The organism is Novosphingobium sp. 32-60-15, assembly GCF_002280675.1.
Taxonomy (GTDB): domain Bacteria; phylum Pseudomonadota; class Alphaproteobacteria; order Sphingomonadales; family Sphingomonadaceae; genus Novosphingobium.
Map to the genome: position 1 here is coordinate 42,338 of NZ_NCEN01000001.1, position 20,713 is coordinate 63,050.

At 60.2% G+C, this 20,713-nt stretch carries 22 protein-coding genes; 20 read left to right on the forward strand and 2 right to left on the reverse strand.

Translation table 11 applies throughout. The features are described 5' to 3' along the window. Positions 1-4 precede the first annotated feature (4 nt). Genes B7Y89_RS00175 through B7Y89_RS00270 form a run of 20 tightly spaced genes read left to right on the forward strand, consistent with a single transcriptional unit; the run spans position 5 to position 18,706 of the window. Complete coding sequence (locus B7Y89_RS00175) at positions 5-928, forward strand: VOC family protein (protein ID WP_292934609.1); 924 nt, start codon at positions 5-7, stop codon at positions 926-928. Continuing rightward, a complete protein-coding gene (locus B7Y89_RS00180; RefSeq protein WP_366415360.1) occupies positions 925-1,815 on the forward strand; it encodes a CoA-transferase in 891 nt (296 codons plus the stop codon). The genes B7Y89_RS00175 and B7Y89_RS00180 overlap by 4 nt, the downstream gene beginning before the upstream one ends. Beyond that, positions 1,815-2,606: a ketoacid CoA transferase gene (locus B7Y89_RS00185; RefSeq protein WP_292934610.1), complete on the forward strand. Its 792-nt coding sequence runs from the start codon at positions 1,815-1,817 to the stop codon at positions 2,604-2,606. Before B7Y89_RS00180 ends, B7Y89_RS00185 begins: the two co-directional genes overlap by 1 nt. A gap of 11 nt (positions 2,607-2,617) precedes the next feature. Then, the gene (locus B7Y89_RS00190) at positions 2,618-3,511 is read left to right on the forward strand and encodes an enoyl-CoA hydratase (RefSeq protein WP_292934611.1); all 894 of its coding nucleotides are present in this window, start codon (positions 2,618-2,620) and stop codon (positions 3,509-3,511) included. Continuing rightward, on the forward strand, positions 3,511-4,578 hold the full coding sequence (locus B7Y89_RS00195) for a nitronate monooxygenase (protein ID WP_292934612.1): 1,068 nt from the start codon (positions 3,511-3,513) through the stop codon (positions 4,576-4,578). The genes B7Y89_RS00190 and B7Y89_RS00195 overlap by 1 nt, the downstream gene beginning before the upstream one ends. A gap of 3 nt (positions 4,579-4,581) precedes the next feature. Further along, complete coding sequence (locus tag B7Y89_RS00200) at positions 4,582-5,337, forward strand: enoyl-CoA hydratase family protein (RefSeq protein WP_292934613.1); 756 nt, start codon at positions 4,582-4,584, stop codon at positions 5,335-5,337. Then, positions 5,337-6,482 carry an acyl-CoA dehydrogenase gene (locus B7Y89_RS00205; RefSeq protein WP_292934615.1) on the forward strand — a complete coding sequence of 382 codons (1,146 nt, stop codon included), beginning with the start codon at positions 5,337-5,339 and terminating at the stop codon, positions 6,480-6,482. The genes B7Y89_RS00200 and B7Y89_RS00205 overlap by 1 nt, the downstream gene beginning before the upstream one ends. 17 nt (positions 6,483-6,499) lie before the next feature. Continuing rightward, the gene (locus B7Y89_RS00210; RefSeq protein WP_292934616.1) at positions 6,500-7,531 is read left to right on the forward strand and encodes an acyl-CoA dehydrogenase family protein; all 1,032 of its coding nucleotides are present in this window, start codon (positions 6,500-6,502) and stop codon (positions 7,529-7,531) included. After that, positions 7,524-8,675 carry an acetyl-CoA C-acetyltransferase gene (locus B7Y89_RS00215; RefSeq protein ID WP_292934618.1) on the forward strand — a complete coding sequence of 384 codons (1,152 nt, stop codon included), beginning with the start codon at positions 7,524-7,526 and terminating at the stop codon, positions 8,673-8,675. Before B7Y89_RS00210 ends, B7Y89_RS00215 begins: the two co-directional genes overlap by 8 nt. A 5-nt stretch (positions 8,676-8,680) precedes the next feature. Further along, a complete protein-coding gene (locus B7Y89_RS00220; protein WP_292934620.1) occupies positions 8,681-9,121 on the forward strand; it encodes a nuclear transport factor 2 family protein in 441 nt (146 codons plus the stop codon). A gap of 12 nt (positions 9,122-9,133) precedes the next feature. Further along, on the forward strand, positions 9,134-10,051 hold the full coding sequence (locus B7Y89_RS00225; RefSeq protein ID WP_292934622.1) for an SDR family oxidoreductase: 918 nt from the start codon (positions 9,134-9,136) through the stop codon (positions 10,049-10,051). A 45-nt stretch (positions 10,052-10,096) separates the two neighbouring features. Next, on the forward strand, positions 10,097-11,152 hold the full coding sequence (locus B7Y89_RS00230) for an acyl-CoA dehydrogenase family protein (protein ID WP_292934624.1): 1,056 nt from the start codon (positions 10,097-10,099) through the stop codon (positions 11,150-11,152). After that, positions 11,149-12,327 (forward strand): acyl-CoA dehydrogenase family protein, encoded by a 1,179-nt coding sequence (locus tag B7Y89_RS00235; RefSeq protein WP_292934625.1) that lies wholly within the window; start codon positions 11,149-11,151, stop codon positions 12,325-12,327. The genes B7Y89_RS00230 and B7Y89_RS00235 overlap by 4 nt, the downstream gene beginning before the upstream one ends. Continuing rightward, a complete protein-coding gene (locus B7Y89_RS00240; RefSeq protein WP_292934627.1) occupies positions 12,324-13,109 on the forward strand; it encodes an SDR family oxidoreductase in 786 nt (261 codons plus the stop codon). The genes B7Y89_RS00235 and B7Y89_RS00240 overlap by 4 nt, the downstream gene beginning before the upstream one ends. A 3-nt stretch (positions 13,110-13,112) precedes the next feature. After that, positions 13,113-13,583, forward strand: a complete 471-nt coding sequence (locus B7Y89_RS00245; RefSeq protein WP_292934629.1) for a MaoC family dehydratase — start codon at positions 13,113-13,115, stop codon at positions 13,581-13,583. Then, positions 13,576-13,953 carry a steroid Delta-isomerase gene (locus B7Y89_RS00250; RefSeq protein WP_292934631.1) on the forward strand — a complete coding sequence of 126 codons (378 nt, stop codon included), beginning with the start codon at positions 13,576-13,578 and terminating at the stop codon, positions 13,951-13,953. The genes B7Y89_RS00245 and B7Y89_RS00250 overlap by 8 nt, the downstream gene beginning before the upstream one ends. Before the next feature lie 26 nt (positions 13,954-13,979). Then, positions 13,980-15,182: an acetyl-CoA C-acyltransferase gene (locus B7Y89_RS00255; RefSeq protein ID WP_292934633.1), complete on the forward strand. Its 1,203-nt coding sequence runs from the start codon at positions 13,980-13,982 to the stop codon at positions 15,180-15,182. An 11-nt stretch (positions 15,183-15,193) separates the two neighbouring features. After that, complete coding sequence (locus B7Y89_RS00260; protein ID WP_292934634.1) at positions 15,194-16,738, forward strand: FadD3 family acyl-CoA ligase; 1,545 nt, start codon at positions 15,194-15,196, stop codon at positions 16,736-16,738. Between the two features lie 20 nt (positions 16,739-16,758). Then, positions 16,759-17,529, forward strand: coding sequence for an SDR family NAD(P)-dependent oxidoreductase (locus B7Y89_RS00265; RefSeq protein ID WP_292934636.1), 771 nt, complete (start codon positions 16,759-16,761; stop codon positions 17,527-17,529). Continuing rightward, entirely contained in the window at positions 17,519-18,706 is a 1,188-nt protein-coding gene (locus B7Y89_RS00270; protein WP_292934637.1) for a helix-turn-helix transcriptional regulator, read from the forward strand. Before B7Y89_RS00265 ends, B7Y89_RS00270 begins: the two co-directional genes overlap by 11 nt. Before the next feature lies 1 nt (position 18,707). Here the strand turns inward: B7Y89_RS00270 and B7Y89_RS00275 are convergent, their stop codons facing one another. Together B7Y89_RS00275 and B7Y89_RS00280 are read right to left on the reverse strand one after the other, a co-directional pair. After that, a complete protein-coding gene (locus B7Y89_RS00275; protein ID WP_292934639.1) occupies positions 18,708-19,487 on the reverse strand; it encodes a glucose 1-dehydrogenase in 780 nt (259 codons plus the stop codon). A gap of 70 nt (positions 19,488-19,557) precedes the next feature. Then, entirely contained in the window at positions 19,558-20,637 is a 1,080-nt protein-coding gene (locus B7Y89_RS00280) for a Rieske 2Fe-2S domain-containing protein (RefSeq protein ID WP_292934640.1), read from the reverse strand. Positions 20,638-20,713: the final 76 nt, after the last annotated feature.

Genomic DNA, 20,713 nt, shown 5'->3' on the forward strand with positions numbered 1-20,713 from the left:
GGCTATGGCCATTAAATCACTCGGCTATGTCAGAATTCAAACCGCCAATGCCAAGGCATGGGACCATTTCATGACTCAAGTCATTGGTGTCATGCGCGCTGATGCGCCGGCAGACGGAGTTGCAGCTTACCGGATCGATGACCGTCCTTTCCGGTTCTGGATTGAATCCGGACCGTTTGATCGGCTTGTTGCCGCAGCGTACGAGGTAAGCGATGCGGGCGAACTGGCCGCGTTGCGCGCGGAAGTGATCGGGCTTGGCCGTGAAGTTGTGGATGGCGATGCTGCTGGCGCTCTGGCGCGGGGTGTCGATGCCTTTTTTGCAACATCCGACCCATCAGGCAATGGCCTTGAATTCTTCTATGGTGACAAGCGCGACAATGTTGAATTCGTGTCACCTGTGGGCGTCAGCGGCTTTGTGACCGGCGATATGGGCATGGGCCACGCCGTGTTCGCAACGCCCAATTTTGAAGAGGCCCATGACTTTTACAAGGCGGTGGGCTTTGGTGATACCGATATCCCGCGCTTTCGTTTTTCGGATGATCCGGACGATCCGGGCATGGGCTTTGCGTTTATGCATGCTGCAAATGGTAGGCACCATTCGGTGGCCATCGCTGAAATGCCGGTGCCGCCATCAGGGTGCATCCATCTAATGCTGGAAATGAAAACGCAAAGCGACGTGGGCAAATGCCATGACCGGATGCGCCTGCACAAGGTTCCTGAAAGCGCGACGATCGGGCGGCATGTCAATGACCAGACGTTTGGCTTCTACATGCAGACGCCATCAGGTTTCGACATTGAAATCGGTTCAGACCCGTTAGTCATCGACCCGGCAAACTGGACGCCGACCGCGCATCTTGTGCCCAGTGAATGGGGCCATGTCTGGACTTGGCAAAAAGCGCTTGAAGAACAGCAGGGAGAGTCTGCGTGACCGCCAGAATGCTCGACAAAAGGATGAGCGCAGGCGACATCGTCGCGCAGTTATCCGATGGAATGACGATTGGCATTGGTGGCTGGGGACCGCGCCGCAAACCGATGGCGCTGGTGCGTGAAATCCTGCGGTCTGACCTGAAGGACCTCACCGTGGTCGCCTATGGCGGTGCGGATGTGGGCATGTTGTGCGCGGCTGGCAAAGTGCGCAAGCTGGTGTTTGCCTTCGTCAGCCTTGATGCCATCCCGCTTGAACCATGGTTCCGCAAAGCCCGTGAAAGCGGCGCGCTTGAAGTGCTGGAACTGGACGAGGGCATGTTCCAGTGGGGTCTGAAGGCAGCAGCCTTCGGCTTGCCGTTCCTGCCGACGCGGGTGGGCCTTGGCACGGATCTTGCCGAGCTGGGCGGGTTGAAGACGGTGCAATCGCCCTACGATGATGCCGAAACACTGATCGCGATGCCAGCGTTGAAGCTGGATGCTGCGCTGATCCATGTGAACCGCAGCGATTGGCGCGGCAATGTGCAAGTGTTCGGACCGGACATCTATTACGATGAATGGTTCGCCCGCGCGGCGGCCAAGTCGTTCGTATCGTGCGAGGAACTGGTCGACCGGATGGAGGATCATTACCCTGACAACGCAGCAGCCAACGTGTTCGAACGCTGCTTTGTTTCTGGTGTAGTTGAAATGCCGTGCGGGGCGCATCCCAGTTCGATGCCGCCGCACTATGGCTGGGATATGAAGGCGTTCAAGGCTTATGCCGATAGCGCGCGCGATCCGGGCGATTGGGAGGCGGTGAAGGACCGCTTTGTTGGCGCATCGGAAGCCGAATATCTTGCAAACATTGGCGGAAAGGAGGCGGTGACGGGCTTGCCCTTGCCGATTTTCTGATGAGCGACATTACCCTTGTAGACTTGTGCATCTTTGCCTGTTCCGAGGCATTCCGCGACAATGGCGAGATCGTGGCAACAGGCGTTGGCCCCGTGCCGCGTCTGGCGGCGGGGCTGGCCAAGCTGACGCATACGCCCGAACTGATGATGACCGATGGCGAGGCCTATCTGGTCGAGCAGCCGGTGCCGCTGGGGCCGCGCGCCTATGATGCGCGCAAGCCTGCGGGCCACCTGCCGTTCTCGCGCTTTTTCGATAGCGCGGTGTGGTCTGGCCGCCGCCATGCGATGGTGACGCCAACGCAGCTTGATCGCTTTGGCCAGATCAACCTTTCGTACATGGGCGGCACATACCAGAAGCCCAAGACCCAGATGCTGGGTGTGCGCGGGTTTCCGGGCAATACGATTTATCACCCCAATTCGTTCTTCTTCCCCGCACATGGACCGCGCGTGTTCGTGCCGGAAGTCGATATGATTTCAGGCGTCGGTTATAATCCGGCCAAGCGCACACCGGGCGGTAATTTTTCCGCCGTGGATTTGCGCGTGATCGTGACGAACTTGTGCGTGATGGACTTTGCAGGTCCTGAAAACGCGATCCGCGTGGTGTCTTTGCACCCCGGCGTCACGTTTGACGAAGTGCAGGCAGCCACCGGATTTGAACTCGCCCAAGCCGGGACGATGACCGAGACGGCAATGCCAAGCGTCGAAGCGCTGGAGGTGATCGCCGCGCTTGATCCGCACAATATCCGCGCCAGCGTGATCAAAGATAACCCGCCCGCCGTGCGGGCCGCCTGAGGAGAGACGCGATGACAGATCTGGTCGAACCAAAACAGGTGGATATCGTATACGAGACGGAGGAACCCGTCCGTTACGAAGTGATCGACAATGTGGCTTGGATCACGATGAACCGGCCGCAGTTCAACAATGCCCAGAACGGGCAGATGACTTATGCGCTGGACGATGCCTTTGGCCGTGCGGTCAAGGATGACGCAGTGCGCTGCATCGTGCTGGCAGGCGAGGGCAAGCACTTTTCGGCGGGCCACGATATCGGCACGCCGGGGCGTGATCTGCATCATGAATTCGACAAGCGGCTTTTGTTTCCGCCCCACACGAACAAGCCCGCTGCCGAATTGCTTTATACGCGTGAACAGGAACAGTACCTTGGCATGTGCCGTCGCTGGAGGGACATCTCCAAGCCAACCATTGCCATGGTGCAGGGCGCCTGCATTGCGGGCGGGTTGATGCTGGCATGGGTATGCGATCTGATCGTCGCATCGGAAGACGCGTTCTTTCAGGACCCGGTCAATCCGCTGATGGGCATTCCGGGCGTTGAATATTTTGCCCACGCCTATGAACTGCCGCCGCGCGTGGCCAAGGAATTCCTGCTGCTGGGCGAACGGATGCCCGCCGCGCGCGCTTATGATTTCGGCATGGTCAACAAAGTGGTGCCGCGTGCGGAACTGCGCGATGCCACGGCCGTCTGGGCAACAAAGCTGGCAGGGCAGAACCGGCTGGGCAACTGGTTGACCAAGCAGGCGGTGAACCACGTCGAGGAACTGCGCGGCAAGCGGGCAGCGATGGATGCGGTGTATCACATGCACCACTTTGCCCATGCGCAGAACGACCTGGTGACCGGCAATTCGATTGCAGGCGTCAGTGGCAAATCGGCTGCCGCGGCGAATAAGGCTGATCAATCCTGATGGGCGATGCACTTGCCACTGTTTTGACCGAGCGTCTGGGATGCCGTTTGCCGGTAATCCAGACCGCGATGGGCTGGGTTGCCAAGCCTGAACTGGTGGCCGCATCCAGCAATGCAGGCGCGTTCGGGTTCCTTGCCTGCGCCGTGATGCAGCCTGCCGAGGCGCGCGAGGAAATTGCCCGGCTGCGTGATCTGACACCGCACAATTTCGGGGTGAATTTTCACAGTTTTCAGCCCGGTGCCGATCAGATCGTTCAGGCGATTTTGGCGAACAAGGACCGTGTACGCGCGGTCAGCTTCGGGCGCGGGCCGGATGCAAAGATGATCGGCGCATTTCGCGATGCAGGTATCTTGTGCATCCCCACCGTCGGTGCGGTGAAACACGCACAAAAGATGGTGCAACTGGGCTGCGAGATGGTGACGGTGCAGGGCGGCGAGGGCGGCGGGCATACCGGCGCTGTGCCGACGACAGTGTTGTTGCCGCAGGTGCTGGACGCTGTTGATGTGCCCGTGGTGGCTGCAGGCGGTTTTGGCGATGGGCGCGGCCTTGCCGCAGCGCTGGCTTATGGTGCTGTGGGCATTGCGATGGGAACCCGCTTTCTGATGACCGCCGAAAGCCCGGTTCCGCAAGCGCCCAAGGCGGCCTACGTCAAGGCGGGTACCGGCGATATCGCGGTTTCCACCAAGGTTGATGGCATGCCGCAGCGCATGATCCTGAACCCGCTGCTGCGCCGGATCGAGGCGTCGGGCAAACTGGCGATGTGGTTGCGGGCGATGGAGGCGGGCCTTGCGATGAAACGCCAGAACGGCTGGAGCGTGGGGCAGGTTATTGCCAGCGCCCGCGCGATGACTGCGCATGGCGAGATGCCGCTGGCGCAAGCGATCATGGCAGCGGCTGCACCGATGATGATCATGCGCGCGGTCGTGTCTGGCGATGCCGAACAAGGTTTGATGGCAACCGGCGTTGTTGCCGGAAGGTTGGGCGATCTGCCCACGTGTGCCGATCTTATGGAATCCATCGAAGCACAGGCGCGGGCAAGCATTGCCGCGCTTTGTAACGGGAATTGACTCATGCCCATAACCACCGAAATCCGCGACCGCATTGCCGAGATCGTGTTCGATGTGCCGCCGGTCAACGCGTTTGACAGCGAGACGTGGATGTCCCTGCCCGCCATCATCAAAGCGGCGGCGAGCAATCCGGACGTCAACTGTGTGATGATCCGTGCTGCCGAAACCGCGCGCGGGTTTTGCGGCGGGGTGGATATCAAGGAGATGCAAGCGCATCCTGAACGGATCACCGTGCTCAATCGCGGCAACTACCTGACGTTCAAGGCGATCCGCGATGCCGAAGTGCCAGTAGTGGTGGCTGCGCACAAGTTTGTGATCGGTGGCGGCATCGGCATTTGCGGGGCGTCTGATACGATTATCGCTGCGGACGATGCGTTCTTTTCGCTGCCCGAGGTTGATCGCGGCGCGATGGGCGGGGCAAGCCATCTTTCGCGGATGTTGCCGCTGCACAAAGTCCGCGCGGCATTCTTTACCGGCGGCAATATTCCTGCAGCCGAAGCCTATCGGCTGGGCGCGGTCGAAAAAGTGGTCCCGCGCGCCGATCTTGTGGGCGAAGCGCGCGCATTTTGTGCCGTCATCGCATCGAAAAGCCGCAAGGCGCTGGTCATTGCGAAGGAGGCGCTGAACGGGCTGGAGCCGCGTGATGTGGATCGCGGCTATCGCTGGGAGCAGGGCTTCACGCTGGAAATGTACATGCACGAAGACAGTCAGAAAGCGCGCGACGCTTTTGTGGAAACCGGCAAGGTGGCCAAGTTCTGATGAACCTGACGTACACTCCTGAACAAAACGCTTTCCGGGCCGAAGTGCGCAGCTGGCTGGCGGCGCATGTGCCCAAGGGCAAACTGGAACACTTCGATGCATCGCGTGAAGGGTTCGAAGCTCACCGCGCGTGGGAAGCAACGCTAAAAAGCGGGGATTGGGGCATGGTGACATGGCCCAGGGAATACGGCGGGCGCGGGCTGGATTTGATCCAGTGGCTGATATTCGAGGAAGAATATTACCGTGCCGGTGCGCCGGGCCGGGTCAATCAGAACGGCATTTTCCTGCTTGGCCCAACGCTGATGGAGTTTGGCACGCACGAACAGAAGCAGCGCTTCCTGCCGCCGATGGCAAGTGGCGAAGAGATATGGGCGCAGGCCTGGTCTGAACCGCAGGCAGGATCAGACCTTGCAGGCGTGCGCGCCACGGCGGTGTTGGAAGGCGATGAATACGTGCTCAACGGGCACAAGATCTGGTCAAGCCGCGCGGCCTTTGCCGATTGGGCCTTCGGCCTGTTCCGCGCACCGGGCAGCGAACGCCACAAGGACATGAGCCTGATCTTTTTCCGGCTGGATCAGGAGGGCGTCACGCGCAACCCGATCCGCAAGATCAATGGTCACGCAGGCTTTGCCGAAATCTTCCTCGACAACGTGCGCGTGCCTGCTTTCAACCGGCTGGGCGATGAGGGGCAGGGTTGGCATATCTGCATGGCGACTGCCGGGTTTGAACGCGGCCTGATGCTGCGCAGTCCGGCGCGTTTCCAGGAAGCCGCTGCCGCACTTGCCGCTTTGTGGCAAAACCGCAAGGACCAATGCGATCCGGGGCTGGAAGCCGAAGTGGTGCGCGCACACATGAACGCAGAAGCCTATGCTCTGAACATTTACCAGACCGCATCGCGCCTTATTGCCGGGGCGAAGATTGGTGCCGAAGCATCAACCAACAAGATCTTCTGGTCCGAGATGGATATCCATCTGCACGAAACCGCTCTGGCCATTCTGGGTGCAGAAGCGGAACTGCTGCCGCCAACCGGCGAGCATGAATGGCTGGATGATTACATCTTTTCGCTGGCGGGGCCGATCTATGCCGGGTCCAACGAAATCCAGCGCAACATCATTGCCGAGCGCATGCTCGGCCTGCCGCGCTGAACCGGAGGGAGCAGGACATGGACTTCACCCTCACCGACGAACAACTGATGTTCGCAGACACCGCACGGACGCTGCTGGGCGATACGTGCACGCCCGATCATTGGCACAAGATGATGGAGCGGGGCACCGCGTTTGATGCCGCACGCTGGGGCCAGATCGTCGACAACGGCTTTACCCTTCTCATGTTGCCCGAAGCCGTTGGTGGCATGGGCCTTGCCGAACTTGATCTGGCGTTGATCGCGATCGAGGCCGGTTATGTCGCGCTGCCAGAACCGCTGCTGGAAAGTGCAGGGGTGGGTACGCCGATGCTCGCAGGCCTTGCTCCAGACCATCCGGCGCTGGGTGATCCTTCGGCCATTTTTGCGGTTGCGCCTGCGATCAATCCTGTTGTGGCCAATGCCGACATTGCAACTGCGATTCTGATTGAAAAGAATGGACGCGCCTTTTTGGCAACGCCCGATCAGGTTGCGTTGACACCTTCCGAAACGATTGATCCGCTGCGCCGCTTGTTCCGGATCGAATGGGATGAGACCAACGCGGCAGACCTTGGCCCTGCTGATTGGGGCATGGCGCTGGACCGGGCGGCGCTGTTTGCGGCGGCACAAGGTTTGGGTCTGGCGCAGCGGTCGGTTGATCTGGCCGTTGCCTATTCCAAGGACCGGATGCAGTTTGGCAAACCCATCGGGTCCTATCAGGCGGTGAAGCACCACCTTGCCAGCGCGCAAACCGCGATTGAATTCGCCCGGCCTGTCGTGATGGCTGCTGCGGCCGGGATTGGCCATGCAGACGTGCATTCGCGTGCGCGGGTTTCACACGCCAAGATCGTCGCGCTTGAAGCGGCGGAAAAGGCTGCGCGCGCATCGATCCAGGTGCACGGCGCGATGGGCTATTCATGGGAGGTGGACGTCCATTTGTTCCTGAAGCGCACCCTTGCACTGAAGGCGGCATGGGGCACGCCGACATTCCACCGCAACCGCATCGCCACCCGCGTCTTTTCGCAGCCGATAGGTGCCGATCAGACCTTTGCCCGCGAGAATGAACATGCCTGAAGCTTATATCATTGATGCCGTTCGTTCGCCGGTGGGGCGCAAGAAGGGCAGTCTGGCCAGCGTGCATCCTGCCGATCTGGGGGCGCATCCGATCAAGGCGCTGATCGCGCGGACCGGGATCGATGCCAATCTGGTTGATGATGTGGTGTGGGGCTGCTGTGATACCATCGGGCCGCAAGCAGGAGACATCGGGCGCACTGCGTGGCTGGTTGCAGGCTTGCCCCAGCACGTGCCGGGCACCACGATTGATCGCCAGTGCGGTTCAAGCCAGCAGGCGCTGCACTTTGCCGCGCAAGGCGTGATGAGCGGGACGCAGGATCTGGTCGTGGCGGGCGGCAGCCAATCGATGAACGCCATACCTATTTCCGCTGCGATGTATGCGGGCGAGGCCTATGGCTTTGGCGATCCGTTCACCGGCGCAGTGGGCTGGCGTGAACGCTATGGCGACGGGCTGCTGAACCAGATCAACTCAGCCGAAATGATTGCTGCCAAGTGGGGCATCACGCGTGAGGCTATGGAGGCGTTTGCCTATACCAGTCACCAGCGCGCGCAAGCGGCGACAGATGCGGGATGGTTCAGGCATGAAATCGCCCCGCTGGGCGATCTTGCCCATGATGAGACGATCCGCTCCGGCACCACGCCTGAAGGGCTAGCCGCCTTGCGCACGGTGCAGGAAGGCGGCGTGATTACCGCAGGCGTGGCAAGCCAGAACTGCGATGCCGCCGCAGCATTGCTGGTGGCAAGCGAACGTGCGGTGAAAGAGCATGGGCTGCGTCCGCGCGCGCGCATCCATCACATTTCGGTCCGCGCCGATGATCCGGTGTGGATGCTGACCGCGCCGATCCCTGCCACGCAACACGCGCTGGCCAAGGCCGGAATGACCGTGGCCGATATCGATCTGTTCGAATGCAATGAAGCCTTTGCATCGGTGCCGATGGCGTGGATGCAGGAACTGGGCATCCCGCATGACAAGGTGAACATTCACGGCGGCGCGATTGCGCTGGGGCATCCGCTGGGCGCATCGGGCGCGCGGTTGATCACCACGCTGCTGGGGGCGCTGGAACGCACCGGCGGCCGCTATGGTTTGCAGACGATGTGCGAAGGCGGTGGCCAGGCCAACGTCACGATCATCGAAAGGCTTTGAAGGCGATGGACGAAAACCCGGCTATTGCCATCCCCAACCTGCTTTACACTTATGCCATGCGGTTCGACGATGGCGACTTTGATGGTGCCGCCGCGCTGTTTGATCACGGTAGCGTGCTGGCGGGCGGTCAGCGGATCACCGGGCGTGAGGGCATTCTTGCAATGTGGCGCAACTGGGTGAAGCTGTATGGCGGAAAGCCGCTGACGCGGCACATCACAACCAACCCGATTATTGAAATGGGCGCAGATGGCCGGACGGCAACCTGCCAGTCACAGTGGACCGTCATTCAGGCCGCGCCCGGCTATCCGCTCCAGATCGTCGCCAGTGGCCGATACCGTGACCGGTTGGCCCGAAACGCGGACGGCTGGCATTTTATCGAGCGTGAATATCTCCAGACCGATCTGGTCGGCGACAGTTCCGCGCACACTCTGCAATCCCTAAACTGAAAGCGAAGATCCATGGGCACTGGCAAAGGTATCTGTGACGGGCGCACCGTCATCATCACAGGGGCAGCTGGCGGGCTTGGCCGCGCCTATGCGCTGGCGTTTGGTGCCGAGGGCGCGAACGTCGTGGTCAACGATATCGGCACATCGCTGGGCGGTGACGGGCGCGATACCAGTGCGGCTGATCGCGTGGTTGACGAAATCAAGGCGGCAGGCGGCAATGCCATCGCCAATTACGAAGACATCACGGATTGGGATGCCGCAGGGCGCATGGTCGAGGCTGCGCTTGCCGCGTTTGGCGATCTTCACGTCATCGTCAATAACGCCGGGATCGTGCGCGACCGGATGTTCGTTTCGGCCACGCTGGACGAATGGGACGCAACCATGCACGTCCATTTGCGCGGCCACTTCTGCCTTGCGCGCCATGCCGTGAACTATTGGCGGGCCAAGCAGAAGGAAGGCCGCGATCCTGATGCGCGGATCATCAACACATCATCTGGTGCGGGTCTGCAAGGTTCGATTGCGCAAGCGGCCTATTCAACGGCAAAGGGCGGGATAGCCGCACTGACCCTTGTTCAGGCAGCAGAACTGGGCCGTTATGGCATAACCGCAAACGCTCTTGCCCCATCGGCGCGCACGCGGATGACCGAGGGCGCTTTTGCCGAAAAGATGAAGACGGTCGAAGACGGTTTTGATGTGATGGACCCGGCCAATGTTGCGCCCACGGTTGTCTGGCTGGGCAGCGGCCAGAGTGCGCATGTGAGCGGCTGTGTCTTTGAACTCGAAGGCGGCAAGATCATGCTTGAAGACGGCTGGCGCGAGGGGCCGTTTGTCAATCAGGATGCGCGCTGGAACCCGGCCGAAGTTGGCGATGCGGTTGACAAGCTGCTGTCAGAGCGGGTGCCCCCGCGCAAGGTTTGGGGCACGGCTTAAACCCGCTGCCCGCACAATTTTTCGTATTTTCAAGGATTTGGATCAATGGAATTCGCCTTTACCGAAGAACAGGTGATGATTGCGGATACGGCTCGCGGGTTTTTTGCCGAACACGCCACCAGCGCGCGCACGCGCGCGGCGATGGCGGCTGATGGCATCGACCGCGAATTGTGGAGCAGCTTTTGCAACGAACTCGGGCTTGCCGGCGTTGGCGTGCCTGAAGCGTTGGGCGGCGCTGGTCTTGGCATGGTGGAATTTGCCCTGATCGCCGAAGCTGCGGGCGCGCAAGTGGCCGCTTTGCCGCTGATGGGCAATGCCCGTGCCGCCCATGCACTGGTTGCAGGCGGCACTCCAGAACAGCAAGCGCGCTGGTTGCCTGCGCTGGTTTCCGGTGAAAGCATTGCAACTTCGGCATCAAGTCAGGATGCGTCGTTCAGTAATGGCAAGCTTTCGGGCACGTTCCGCTTTGCTCCTCACGGCGGGTCTGCCGATCTGCTGCTGCTGACCGCTGGCGAGCAATGTCTGGTGGTAGAAGCCTCTGCGCCGGGAGTTGCGGTAACGGCTCATGTGACAATGGACCAAACGCGTCCTTTGGCGACGATCGTGCTGAACAACGCGCCCGCAGAAACCGTGGCCGATCACGCTGCGGCCAACCGTGCGCTGGATGTAACCGGATTGATATGCCTTGCGGCTGAAGCCTTGGGAGGGGCACAGGCGGCGCTGGACCGGACAGTGGCCTATTCCAAGGAACGTGTGCAGTTCGGACGCGCTATCGGATCGTTTCAGGCTTACAAGCATCGTCTGGCCGACATGATGATCGAAATTGAGCAGGCGCGCTCTGCCGTCTATTGGGCGGCCTGCGCCATTGATGAAGGCAGCGACGAAGCGCAAATCGCGCTGCATTCGGCCAAGGCATTCTGCGCCGATACCTTCCATATGTGTGCCGGCAACATGATCCAGTTGCACGGCGGCATCGGCTTTACGTGGGAGCATGATGCGCACTTGTTCTTCAAGCGGGCGCGCTCGATCCTGTCGATGCTGGGCGATAGCCAGTGGCACCGTGAACAGATTGCTGCACTTGTTCTGGATCAGGCTGCATGAAGCTGGGCTTTTCAGCCGAGGATGAGGCCTTCCGCGCCGAATGCGCGGGTTGGCTGCAAGCGCAGATGGCAGGGCCGTTTGCGGATATTCGCGGTATTCCCAATCTGTGTGACGAAATCCCGCGCCGCAAGGAATGGGAGCAGCAATTGGCCGCTGATCGCTGGTCGTGCATCGGTTGGCCTGCTGCGTGGGGCGGGCGTGATGCAACGCTGGCACAGCAAGTTATCTTTGCCGAAGAATATGCGCGGGCGGGCGCGCCCAACCGTATCAACCATATCGGTGTGGAACTGGCCGGGCCGACGATCCTTGCCTTCGGATCAGAGGCGCAAAAGGCGCAATATCTGCCCGATATTGTGGCGGGCAGGAAAATCTGGTGCCAGGGTTATTCAGAACCGGGCGCGGGATCGGACCTTGCCAATGTAAAGACCAAGGCCAGACTGGAAGATGGCGACTGGGTGGTTGATGGCCAGAAGGTCTGGACCAGCCTTGCGCATTATTCAGACATGATCTTTGTTGTCGCGCGCAGCGAAGAAGGATCGAAGGGGCCAAAGGGACTATCGTTCCTGCTGATGGACATGGATCAGCCCGGTGTCGAGGTTCGGCCCATCCGCCAGATCAATGGCGAGGCCGAGTTCAACGAGACTTTCCTGACCGAGGCGCGTTGCCCTGCCGATGCTATGCTTGGGGCAGCAGGTGACGGCTGGAAAGTGGCGATGGCGCTGCTGGCATTCGAACGCGGGGTATCCACGCTGGGCCAGCAGATGCAGTTCCGCAACGAACTGGATGCTGTAATCGCAGCGGCCCGGACCAATGGAAAAGCAGCTGATCCGATCATCCGCCAGCGGATTGCCCAGGCGGAAATAGGCTTGCGGCTGATGCGCTATGGTGCGTTGCGGATGCTTTCGAACACCGACTTGTCCGACATCGATGGCGCGGCTTTGACCTACAAGATCCAGTGGGCCAAATGGCGGCGTGATCTGGGCGAACTGGCGATGGATGTGCTGGGGCAAGAGGCAGAGATTGCCGCGAGTAACCACTACGAATGGGGCGTACTTCCCAACATCTATTTATACAGCCGGTCTGACACGATTTACGGCGGCACCAATCAAATCCAGCGCAACCTGATTGCCGAACGCGGCCTTGGCATGCCGCGTGAACCGAGAGGAATTTCATGACAGTCCCCGTCCCTGCCTATCCCGCGCCGCTGGGCATGCTTAAAGGCAAGACCGTGGTGGTTACGGCCGCTGCCGGAACGGGCATCGGCTATGCCGTGGCCAAACGCGCCGCCGAAGAGGGCGCGCAAGTGCTGATCAGCGATTTCCATGAACGCCGTCTTGGCGAAGCGGCTGACAGTATCGCCGCCGAAGTGGGCTGTGCGCGACCTGCCACATGCGTTTGCGATGTGACCAGCGAGGAGGCCGTGCTGGCCTTGCGCGATGCATCGCTTGCCGCGTTGGGCAAAGTCGATGTGCTGATCAACAATGCAGGCCTTGGCGGCGAGGTGAGCGTGGTCGATATGACCGACGACCAGTGGCACCGCGTGCTTGACGTGACGCTGACCAGCCTGTTCCGCATGACGCGCGCCTTCCTGCCTTCGATGTACGCCAACAAGTCGGGCGTCATGGTCAACAACGCATCGGTGCTGGGCTGGCGGGCGCAGCGGGGGCAGGCGCATTATGCCGCAGCCAAAGCGGGCGTGATGGCGTTTACCCGCTGTTCCGCGCTTGAAGCGGCCGATCACGGCGTGCGGATCAATGCCGTGGCGCCAAGCCTTGCGATGCACCCGTTCCTTGCCAAAGTGACGACCGAGGAAATGCTGGCACAACTGGTCAAGACCGAAGCTTATGGCCGCCCTGCCGAAGTGTGGGAAGTGGCCAATGTGATGATCTTTCTTGCCAGCGATCTTTCATCCTACATGACCGGCGAAATCGTCCCTGTCTCAAGCCAGAAGGCCTGACCCGTGACTGTGATATTTGAAAAGCCCTCCGATCTGACCGGCAAGGAAGGCACAAAGCTGGGGCCAACAGAGTGGCTGGCCATAGAGCAGGATCGGGTTGATGGTTTTGCCGAGGTTACCGGTGATCACCAGTGGATCCATGTTGATGTAGAGCGGGCTAAGGCCGGACCGTTTGGCGGGACCATCGCGCACGGCTATCTTACCATGAGCCTCGTCAATTACTTCCTGCCGCAATTGATCGAAGTGCGCGGCTTTGCCCATGCGGTAAATGTTGGCGCGGACCGGCTGCGGTTCCTCAACCCCGTCAAAGTTGGCAGCCGCATTCGCGGGGTAGGTGAAATTGTTACGGTCGAGGAAGTGAAGGGCGGCATCCAGTCTGTCGTTCGCGTCACGGTCGAGATCGAGGGGCAGGACAAGCCCGCCTGTGTTGTTGATACCATAAGCCGTTATTTTCCGGAGGTGAGCCATGCCTGATCCAGTCAAGATGGAAGCTGCTGTGCACGAATATGTTGCCGCCTTCGATGCCGGCAGCCCCGAGCGAGTTGCGGCGTTGTTTGCGCCCGATGCCAATGTGGAAGACCCCATCGGCAGTCCGGCCCATAACGGCCACGATGCGATCCTGGGCTTTTACACCGCTTCCATGCAAACCGGTGCGAAGCTCAAGCTGGATGGGCCCGTGCGGATTGCAGGCCCTTATGCCGCCTTTGCTTTCAGCGTGTTGTTGAACCTTGGCGGCAAGGACATGCATGTCGATGTGATCGACACGTTCAAATTCAACGATGACAACAAGGTCATTGAAATGCGGGCCTATTTCGGCCCGACCAACATGCACGGCTTTGCCTGACCGCCAACCCGTTTAGAGGATATCCCATGCGCGAAGCAGCGATTGTTTCCACCGCCCGTACCGGCGTTGGCAAGGCCTACCGTGGGGCCTTTAATGATACCGAAGCACCGGTTCTTTCAGCCCACGTCGTTAATGCGGCGCTAGACCGTGCCGGGATCGATCCGGCGCGGGTGGATGACGTGTACCTTGGCGTGGGCAATCACTGGAACACGCAAAGCTACAATCTGGGGCGGTTGACCGTGCACGGATCAAAGCTGCCCGATAGCACTGGCGGCTTCACGCTTGATCGCAAATGTTCGTCAGGCCTGAACGCCATCGCGCTTGCTGCACGCGGCATCATGTGCAACGAAATAGACGTTGCCGTTGCCGGCGGCATGGAAAGCATTTCGCTGACGCTTAACAAGCATGCGCCGCAATTCCGCAACCGGTCGGAATTCATCAAGGCGGCTGATCCTTATGCTTATATGGCAATGATCGAGACAGCCGAAATCGTTGCGGAACGCTATGGCATCAGCCGTGAAGAGCAGGACCGTTTTGCAGCCCTTTCGCAACAGCGCGCATCTGCCGCCCAGGCGGCGGGCAAGTTCGATGACGAGATTGTGCCGATCACGGTCATGAAGGCGCTGTTCGACAAGGAAGGCAATGAAACCGGCAAGGAAGAATGCACCCTTGCCAAAGACGAAGGCGTGCGCGCTGGCACAACGTACGAAGCCTTGGCGGGCCTGAAGCCTGTATTCAAAAACGGACAAGTCGTTGCCGAAGGCAAGCATGTGACAGCAGGCAACGCCAGCCAGCTGTCCGATGGCGCGTCGGCGCAAGTGCTGATGGATCTGGACACCGCCAAGGCTGAGGGGCGCCCGGTGCTGGGCATCTATCGCGGGTTCCAGGTGGCCGGATGCGGCGCGGATGAAATGGGCATCGGTCCGGTCTTTGCGATACCGAAGCTGCTGGATCGTGCGGGCCTGAAGCTTGACGATATCGGCCTGTTCGAAATCAACGAAGCCTTTGCCAGCCAGGCCGTCTATTGCCAACAGAAGCTGGGGATCGATCCTGACAAGCTGAACGTCAACGGCGGCGGCATTGCCATTGGCCATCCGTTCGGAATGACGGGTTCGCGCCTTGTTGGCCACGCCCTGATCGAAGGGAAACGGCGCGGCGTGAAATACGTGATCGTTTCGATGTGCGTGGCAGGCGGCATGGGTGCTGCCGGTCTGTTCGAAGTCGCCTGACGATTACGGCCATGGCAACGCTGAACCCGCTTCCCCCGACCATCCCCCACGCTGCGCAGGCCGCTGCTGCGCAATGGGGCGCTGCGCCCGCTGTTATTGATCGGGGCGCGGTATGGAGCTTTGAACAACTGTGGCAGCACAGCCGCGCCGTTGCTTCATCGCTTCTGGCACAAGGTATCGGCGCGGGTGACCGCGTGGCAATCTGGGCGCCCAATTCGTGCGAATGGATTGTTGCCGCCATTGCGGCAATGACCTGCGGGGCAAGCGTGGTCACGCTGAACACCCGGCTGAAAGGGCGTGAGGCTGGCGATATCCTGCGCCGCACGAACACGCGCCTATTGTTCACCGTGGAAAGCTTCCTTGGCATTGATTATCGCGCGTTGATTGCAGACGAGGCGCTGCCCGCGCTTGAGCATATCGTGATGATTGGCGATGGCTTTGACGCCTTTGCGGCCTTGGGCAAAGGGGCTGATGATCCGGCAGCCTATGCCGCGCTGGCACAGATCGGTGCCGATACCGTGTCGGATATCCTGTTCACCAGCGGCACCACCGGCAGCCCCAAGGGCGTGCTGATGACGTATGGCCAAGTGCTGCCGCAGGCGGCCGTATGGATCGCCAATACACGGTTGGTGACGGGGGATCGCTATCTGATCGTCAATCCGTTTTTCCACTCCTTCGGCATGAAGGTTGGCTGGGTTGCGTGCATCCTTGCAGGAGCGGTGGCGGTGCCGATGCCGCAGTTCGATGTTGTCCAAGCCATTGATCTGATCGAGCGTGAACGGATAACTTTCATGCCCGGACCGCCGACGATTTTCCAGATGCTGCTGGCCGAACTGGACAAGCGGCAATGGGATTGTTCATCACTGCGGGGCGGGACCACCGGTGCTGCCACTGTGCCGCCATCGCTGGTTGAACGTATCCGCCGTGATCTGGGCATGACTGATCTGATCACGGCCTATGGCATGACGGAGTGCGTCAACATCACCACTTGTGTGCCCGGTGACGACGCCGAAACCATTGCGCGGACGTGCGGTGCGGCATTTCCAGGCAATGAGGTGCGCGTGGCCGATGATGCGGGCAATGAGGTGCCGCGTGGCCAGACCGGCGAAGTGCTCGTGCGCGGGCAGGGGGTCATGCTGGGATACCTTGATGATCCGACGGCCACAGCAGAAGCCATCGACGCGCAAGGTTGGCTGCACACTGGCGACATCGGCACGATGGACGAGCGCGGCTATTTGCGCATCACGGATCGCAAGAAGGATTTGTACATCTCGGGCGGGTTCAATGTTTACCCCGCTGAAGTGGAAAAGCTGCTGGCCGAACATCCCGCAATCGGCATGGTTGCGGTGGTTGGCGTGCCCGATGAACGGCTGGGCGAGGTGGGACGCGCTTTCGTTGTGCTGCGTCCGGGCTCATCGGTCGCCGAAGCCGATTTGATCGCTTGGTCGCGTGAAAACATGGCAAATTACAAAGTGCCCCGCCAGTTCGTATTCGTCGACGATTTGCCACGCAACGCAGCGGGCAAAGTCCTTAAGACAGAACTGCGCGCGGCGTAGAACAACACGGGGATATGAGGATGACCGTACGTTTCGAAGGCAAAGTTGCCCTGATTACAGGCGCAGCATCGGGCATAGGCCGGGCAGCGGCCATCCGCTTTGCGCAAGAAGGCGCACGCGTGTTCTGCGCCGACCTGAACTTTGCTGGTGCGGAGAACGTCGCTGCGGAAATTGGCGGGAACGCAGCGGCAATTCAGGTGGATGTGGCTGATTATGCAAGCAATCAGGCGATGGTTGCACAGGTCATGGAACAGGCAGGACAGTTGGACGTCGTGTTCCTCAACGCCGGTTTTTATGGCGCGGCCGAAGGATTGGACACGGTTGACGAGGCCTTTTTCGATCGTGTTGTCGCAATCAATCTGAAGGGAACGTTCAACGGGATCAAGGCGGTGGAGCCGGTTATCGCCCAGGGCGGTGCTGTGGTCGTCACAGCATCGGCGGCGGGCGTGATCGGACATCCAGCCAATCCTGCATACAGCGCGGCCAAACACGGCATTGTCGGGTTGGTGAAATCGTGCGTTGATGCCTTTGCCGCACGCGGCGCGCGGATCAACGCTTTGTGCCCCGGTGGCGTCGAAACGCCGCTCATCGGCGCCGCAGATGTGCCGATGATCGACCCGCAGGATTTGCCGCGCGTCGCGTTACGCGGGATGGGCAGCGCACAACATGTGGCCGAAGTTGCACTGTGGCTCGCAAGTCCGGCAGCGGGCTTTATCACCGGACAGGCGCAATTGCTGGACGCGGCGCTGCTCTCAACATTTGCACCGGTGATGTTGCCTGTTGGCCCTTAGGACAGACAGCGAAGTTTCGCCCTTGGCCCAAGCCGCTTCAACCGCCTATGCTTGGGCCATGGGCGATGTCATTGATCCTCAGTTTTCCGGCCTGTTGGCGCGGCTCTATGCCGGGATACAGGAAGAGCAACCATGGCGTGGCTTTCTTGAGGCGCTGGCGCGGTGGATGGATTCCACATATGCCACGCTGATCATCACCGCGCCGGGCAAGGGAACGCCCGCCACATTCCTGACGCCGGGAAGCAATCCCGATTTTGATGCCAATTACATGCAAAGCTTGTTTGCAGGCGATCCGTTTCAGGGTCTGGCTGACGGCACTGTCATTTCCTATGCCGAGTTCATGGCGGGCCTGCCTGCAGACGCCTTTCCGGAATACCGGCGGGTCATGGCCGAAAGCGGATTTGATCAGGTGCTGGGATTGGACCTGCAATTCGGGCGGCAAAGTTCGGGTAGCCAGCGCGTTGATGATGGCCGCTATGAAGCGCGCTTTCGCCTCAGTCGTCATAATTCGCTGCCCAATTTCACACACGCTGACCGCGCGCGGTTGCAGGTGTTGGCCGATCACCTCAGAATAGCGGTCAGGTTGTATGAAAAGCTGCAGTTTGCCGGTGCAGAACACGGCGTCTTTCATGCAACGGCGCAGGGTTTAGGGCTGGCGCTTGTCGTTTTGGATCGCAATCGCCGGATTGTCAGCACGAATGCACTGGCCGACAGCCTGATAGAGGAGGCTGCGGGGCTGTTGCGCAGGGGGGATGAACTGCTCTTTGCCGATCCTGCGCACCAGCGCACCGTTACCGATCTGCTGGCTGGTACGAACGCATCCGGTCTTACGCGCTTTCGCATAGAGCGAGCAGGTCAGAGCGATCTTGTCGTTACGGCGCGGCCCTTGAATGTCAGCGCTATCCACGCTGGAGCGGGCGCGCTGGCGCTGTTCATCGCACGCCCCGGCCCTGATAAACGCGCCGACCCGCAAACCCTGCGCGATTTGTTAGGCCTGACCATGGCCGAAGCCCGTCTGGCTGCATCGCTGGCCGAAGGGCTAAGCCTTGTTCAAGCGGCCAAGCGCTTGGGCATCGCACACAACACCGCCAAAGCGCAGCTCAGTTCGGTCTTTGCCAAGACTGGCGTCCACCGCCAAGCCCAGCTGATTGCTCTTCTGGGCTCTTTGGGCGTTTAGATCACATTCCCGGCGAACCCGGAAAGCCCATGTAATAGGTGCCTACCGTCATGCCGCCATCGACCACGATTTCGGCACCGTGGATATAGGACGCGTCATCGCTCGCCAGAAATGCGCTGGCGGCGGCGACCTCTTCGGGGCCACCAATGCGCTGCAGCGGCACGTTGCTGTAAGATTTGTTCAGTTCCTCGCGCGAGCTGTCGTTGTGATTGGACATGATCGTATCAACCCCGCCGGGATGGACCGAATTGACGCGCACACCTTTGTGGCCAAGTTCCATCGCGGCCACTTTGGTCAAGCCGCGCACGCCCCATTTGGACGAGGCATAGGCCACAAGGCCGTTCGCGCCCTTCATCCCGTCAACGGATGAGACATTGATGATAGACCCGCGTCCACGCGCGATCATGCCCGGTGCTAACGCTTTGATCCCCAGCAGTTCACCCACCAGATTGACGCCCAAAACGCGCTCGAAATCGGCCTTGGTCGTTTCCAGAATACTTTTGAACATCAAGATGCCGGCGTTGTTCACCAATGCATCAACGGGCCCGAGTGTGGCTTCAGCTTCGGTGACGACGTCGGCCCAGTTTTCTTCATTGGTCACATCCAGCTTTAAGAACCGTGCGCTTTCACCCAGCTCTGCTGCAAGGGCCGCGCCTGCATCGTCCAGCACGTCTGCGATCACAACCTTTGCGCCCTGTTCAACGAAAAGGCGACAGGTGGCAGCGCCCATGCCGCGCGCGCCACCTGTGATAATCGCGACTTTTCCGGAAAGCCTGCCCATCAGAAATTCTCCCGTTGCGCGCTTTGGCGCTTGTCATTGTTAAGCGGGGGGCATCCGTTGCCCCGCAAATTCAGGCAACCTTTTGCCCCGGTCGCTTGTCCAGGGTTACGTGCAGACCATTAACGCGGCCTTGGATTTCGGGCGCTTTGTTGCGCGGGTTATAGAACTGGCGATACCACAGGCGCACTTTGGCATAAGGGCCATCGTTGGGGATCGCCAGCGGGTTGATGCATTCGCGCTTGTTGGCCCAAATCTCGACATCTTGCGCAAAGGCCAGACGGCTGCCTTCCTGATAGGCCAGCGCCATTGCGCGGTCTTCGTCAGTGGTCTCGCGGCTGCCGTCGTGCACCTTCACCATCAGCGCGTGCCAACTGCGGGTGACGCCATCTTCAACCGGAGTGTTGGCGATCATGATGAAGCTGTCGAACGCGCCCGCCATGGCCGATTGCAGGAAGCCGGGGCCTTCGTACCAGGTATCCAGCACGAGGAAATCTTCGGGGTTTGCCGTCAGCGTGCGGTGCCCTGCGCTGTAATACTGGTGCAAGTGCGGGCCGATGAACTCGTTGGCAAAATACTGCCAATCAGTGGCCCCGTGGATCGGGATAAAGTGGCCAAAATCGGCCATGTTGTCGACAATTTCGATGCCGTGGCTGTTGAGATCGCCCATGTAGTCGATCTTCCATTCCACCCAGCCCGGCTGGCCATAGTGCCCGCCGAAATCCGGCAGTTCGACATCAGGTTCAAGCCCCTCGGGATCGTGCCATACCCACAGGATGCCCGCGCGTTCGATCACCGGATAAGTGCGCAACTTGGCCGCCTTCGGGATGAAATCGGAATAGGGAATGTGATTGCAGGCGCCATCAGGACCATAGCGCCAGCCATGGAACGGGCAGCGGATCGCTTCACCTTCAACATGTTCACCATCGCGGACAATATACGATGTGGTGTTCTTGGCCAGATGAGCGCCCATGTGCGGGCAATAGGCATCCACCACATAAGCGGTGCCGCTTTCACCGCGATAGAGCACCAGATCCCTGCCAAAATAGCGAATGGGTGCGGGCGTGCGGCTGGCATCGCTTGCCGGACCGATCATGAACCAGCCTCGTGCAAAGTCGAATTCGCCCAGGCCATAATCTTTGGAAGTCGCCATCAGGGTGTTCCTTCTCTTGAAATTTCCGCTTCTGGCCGGGGACGGCACGGCGCAATTGGAGGTAGTTTAGCGAGTT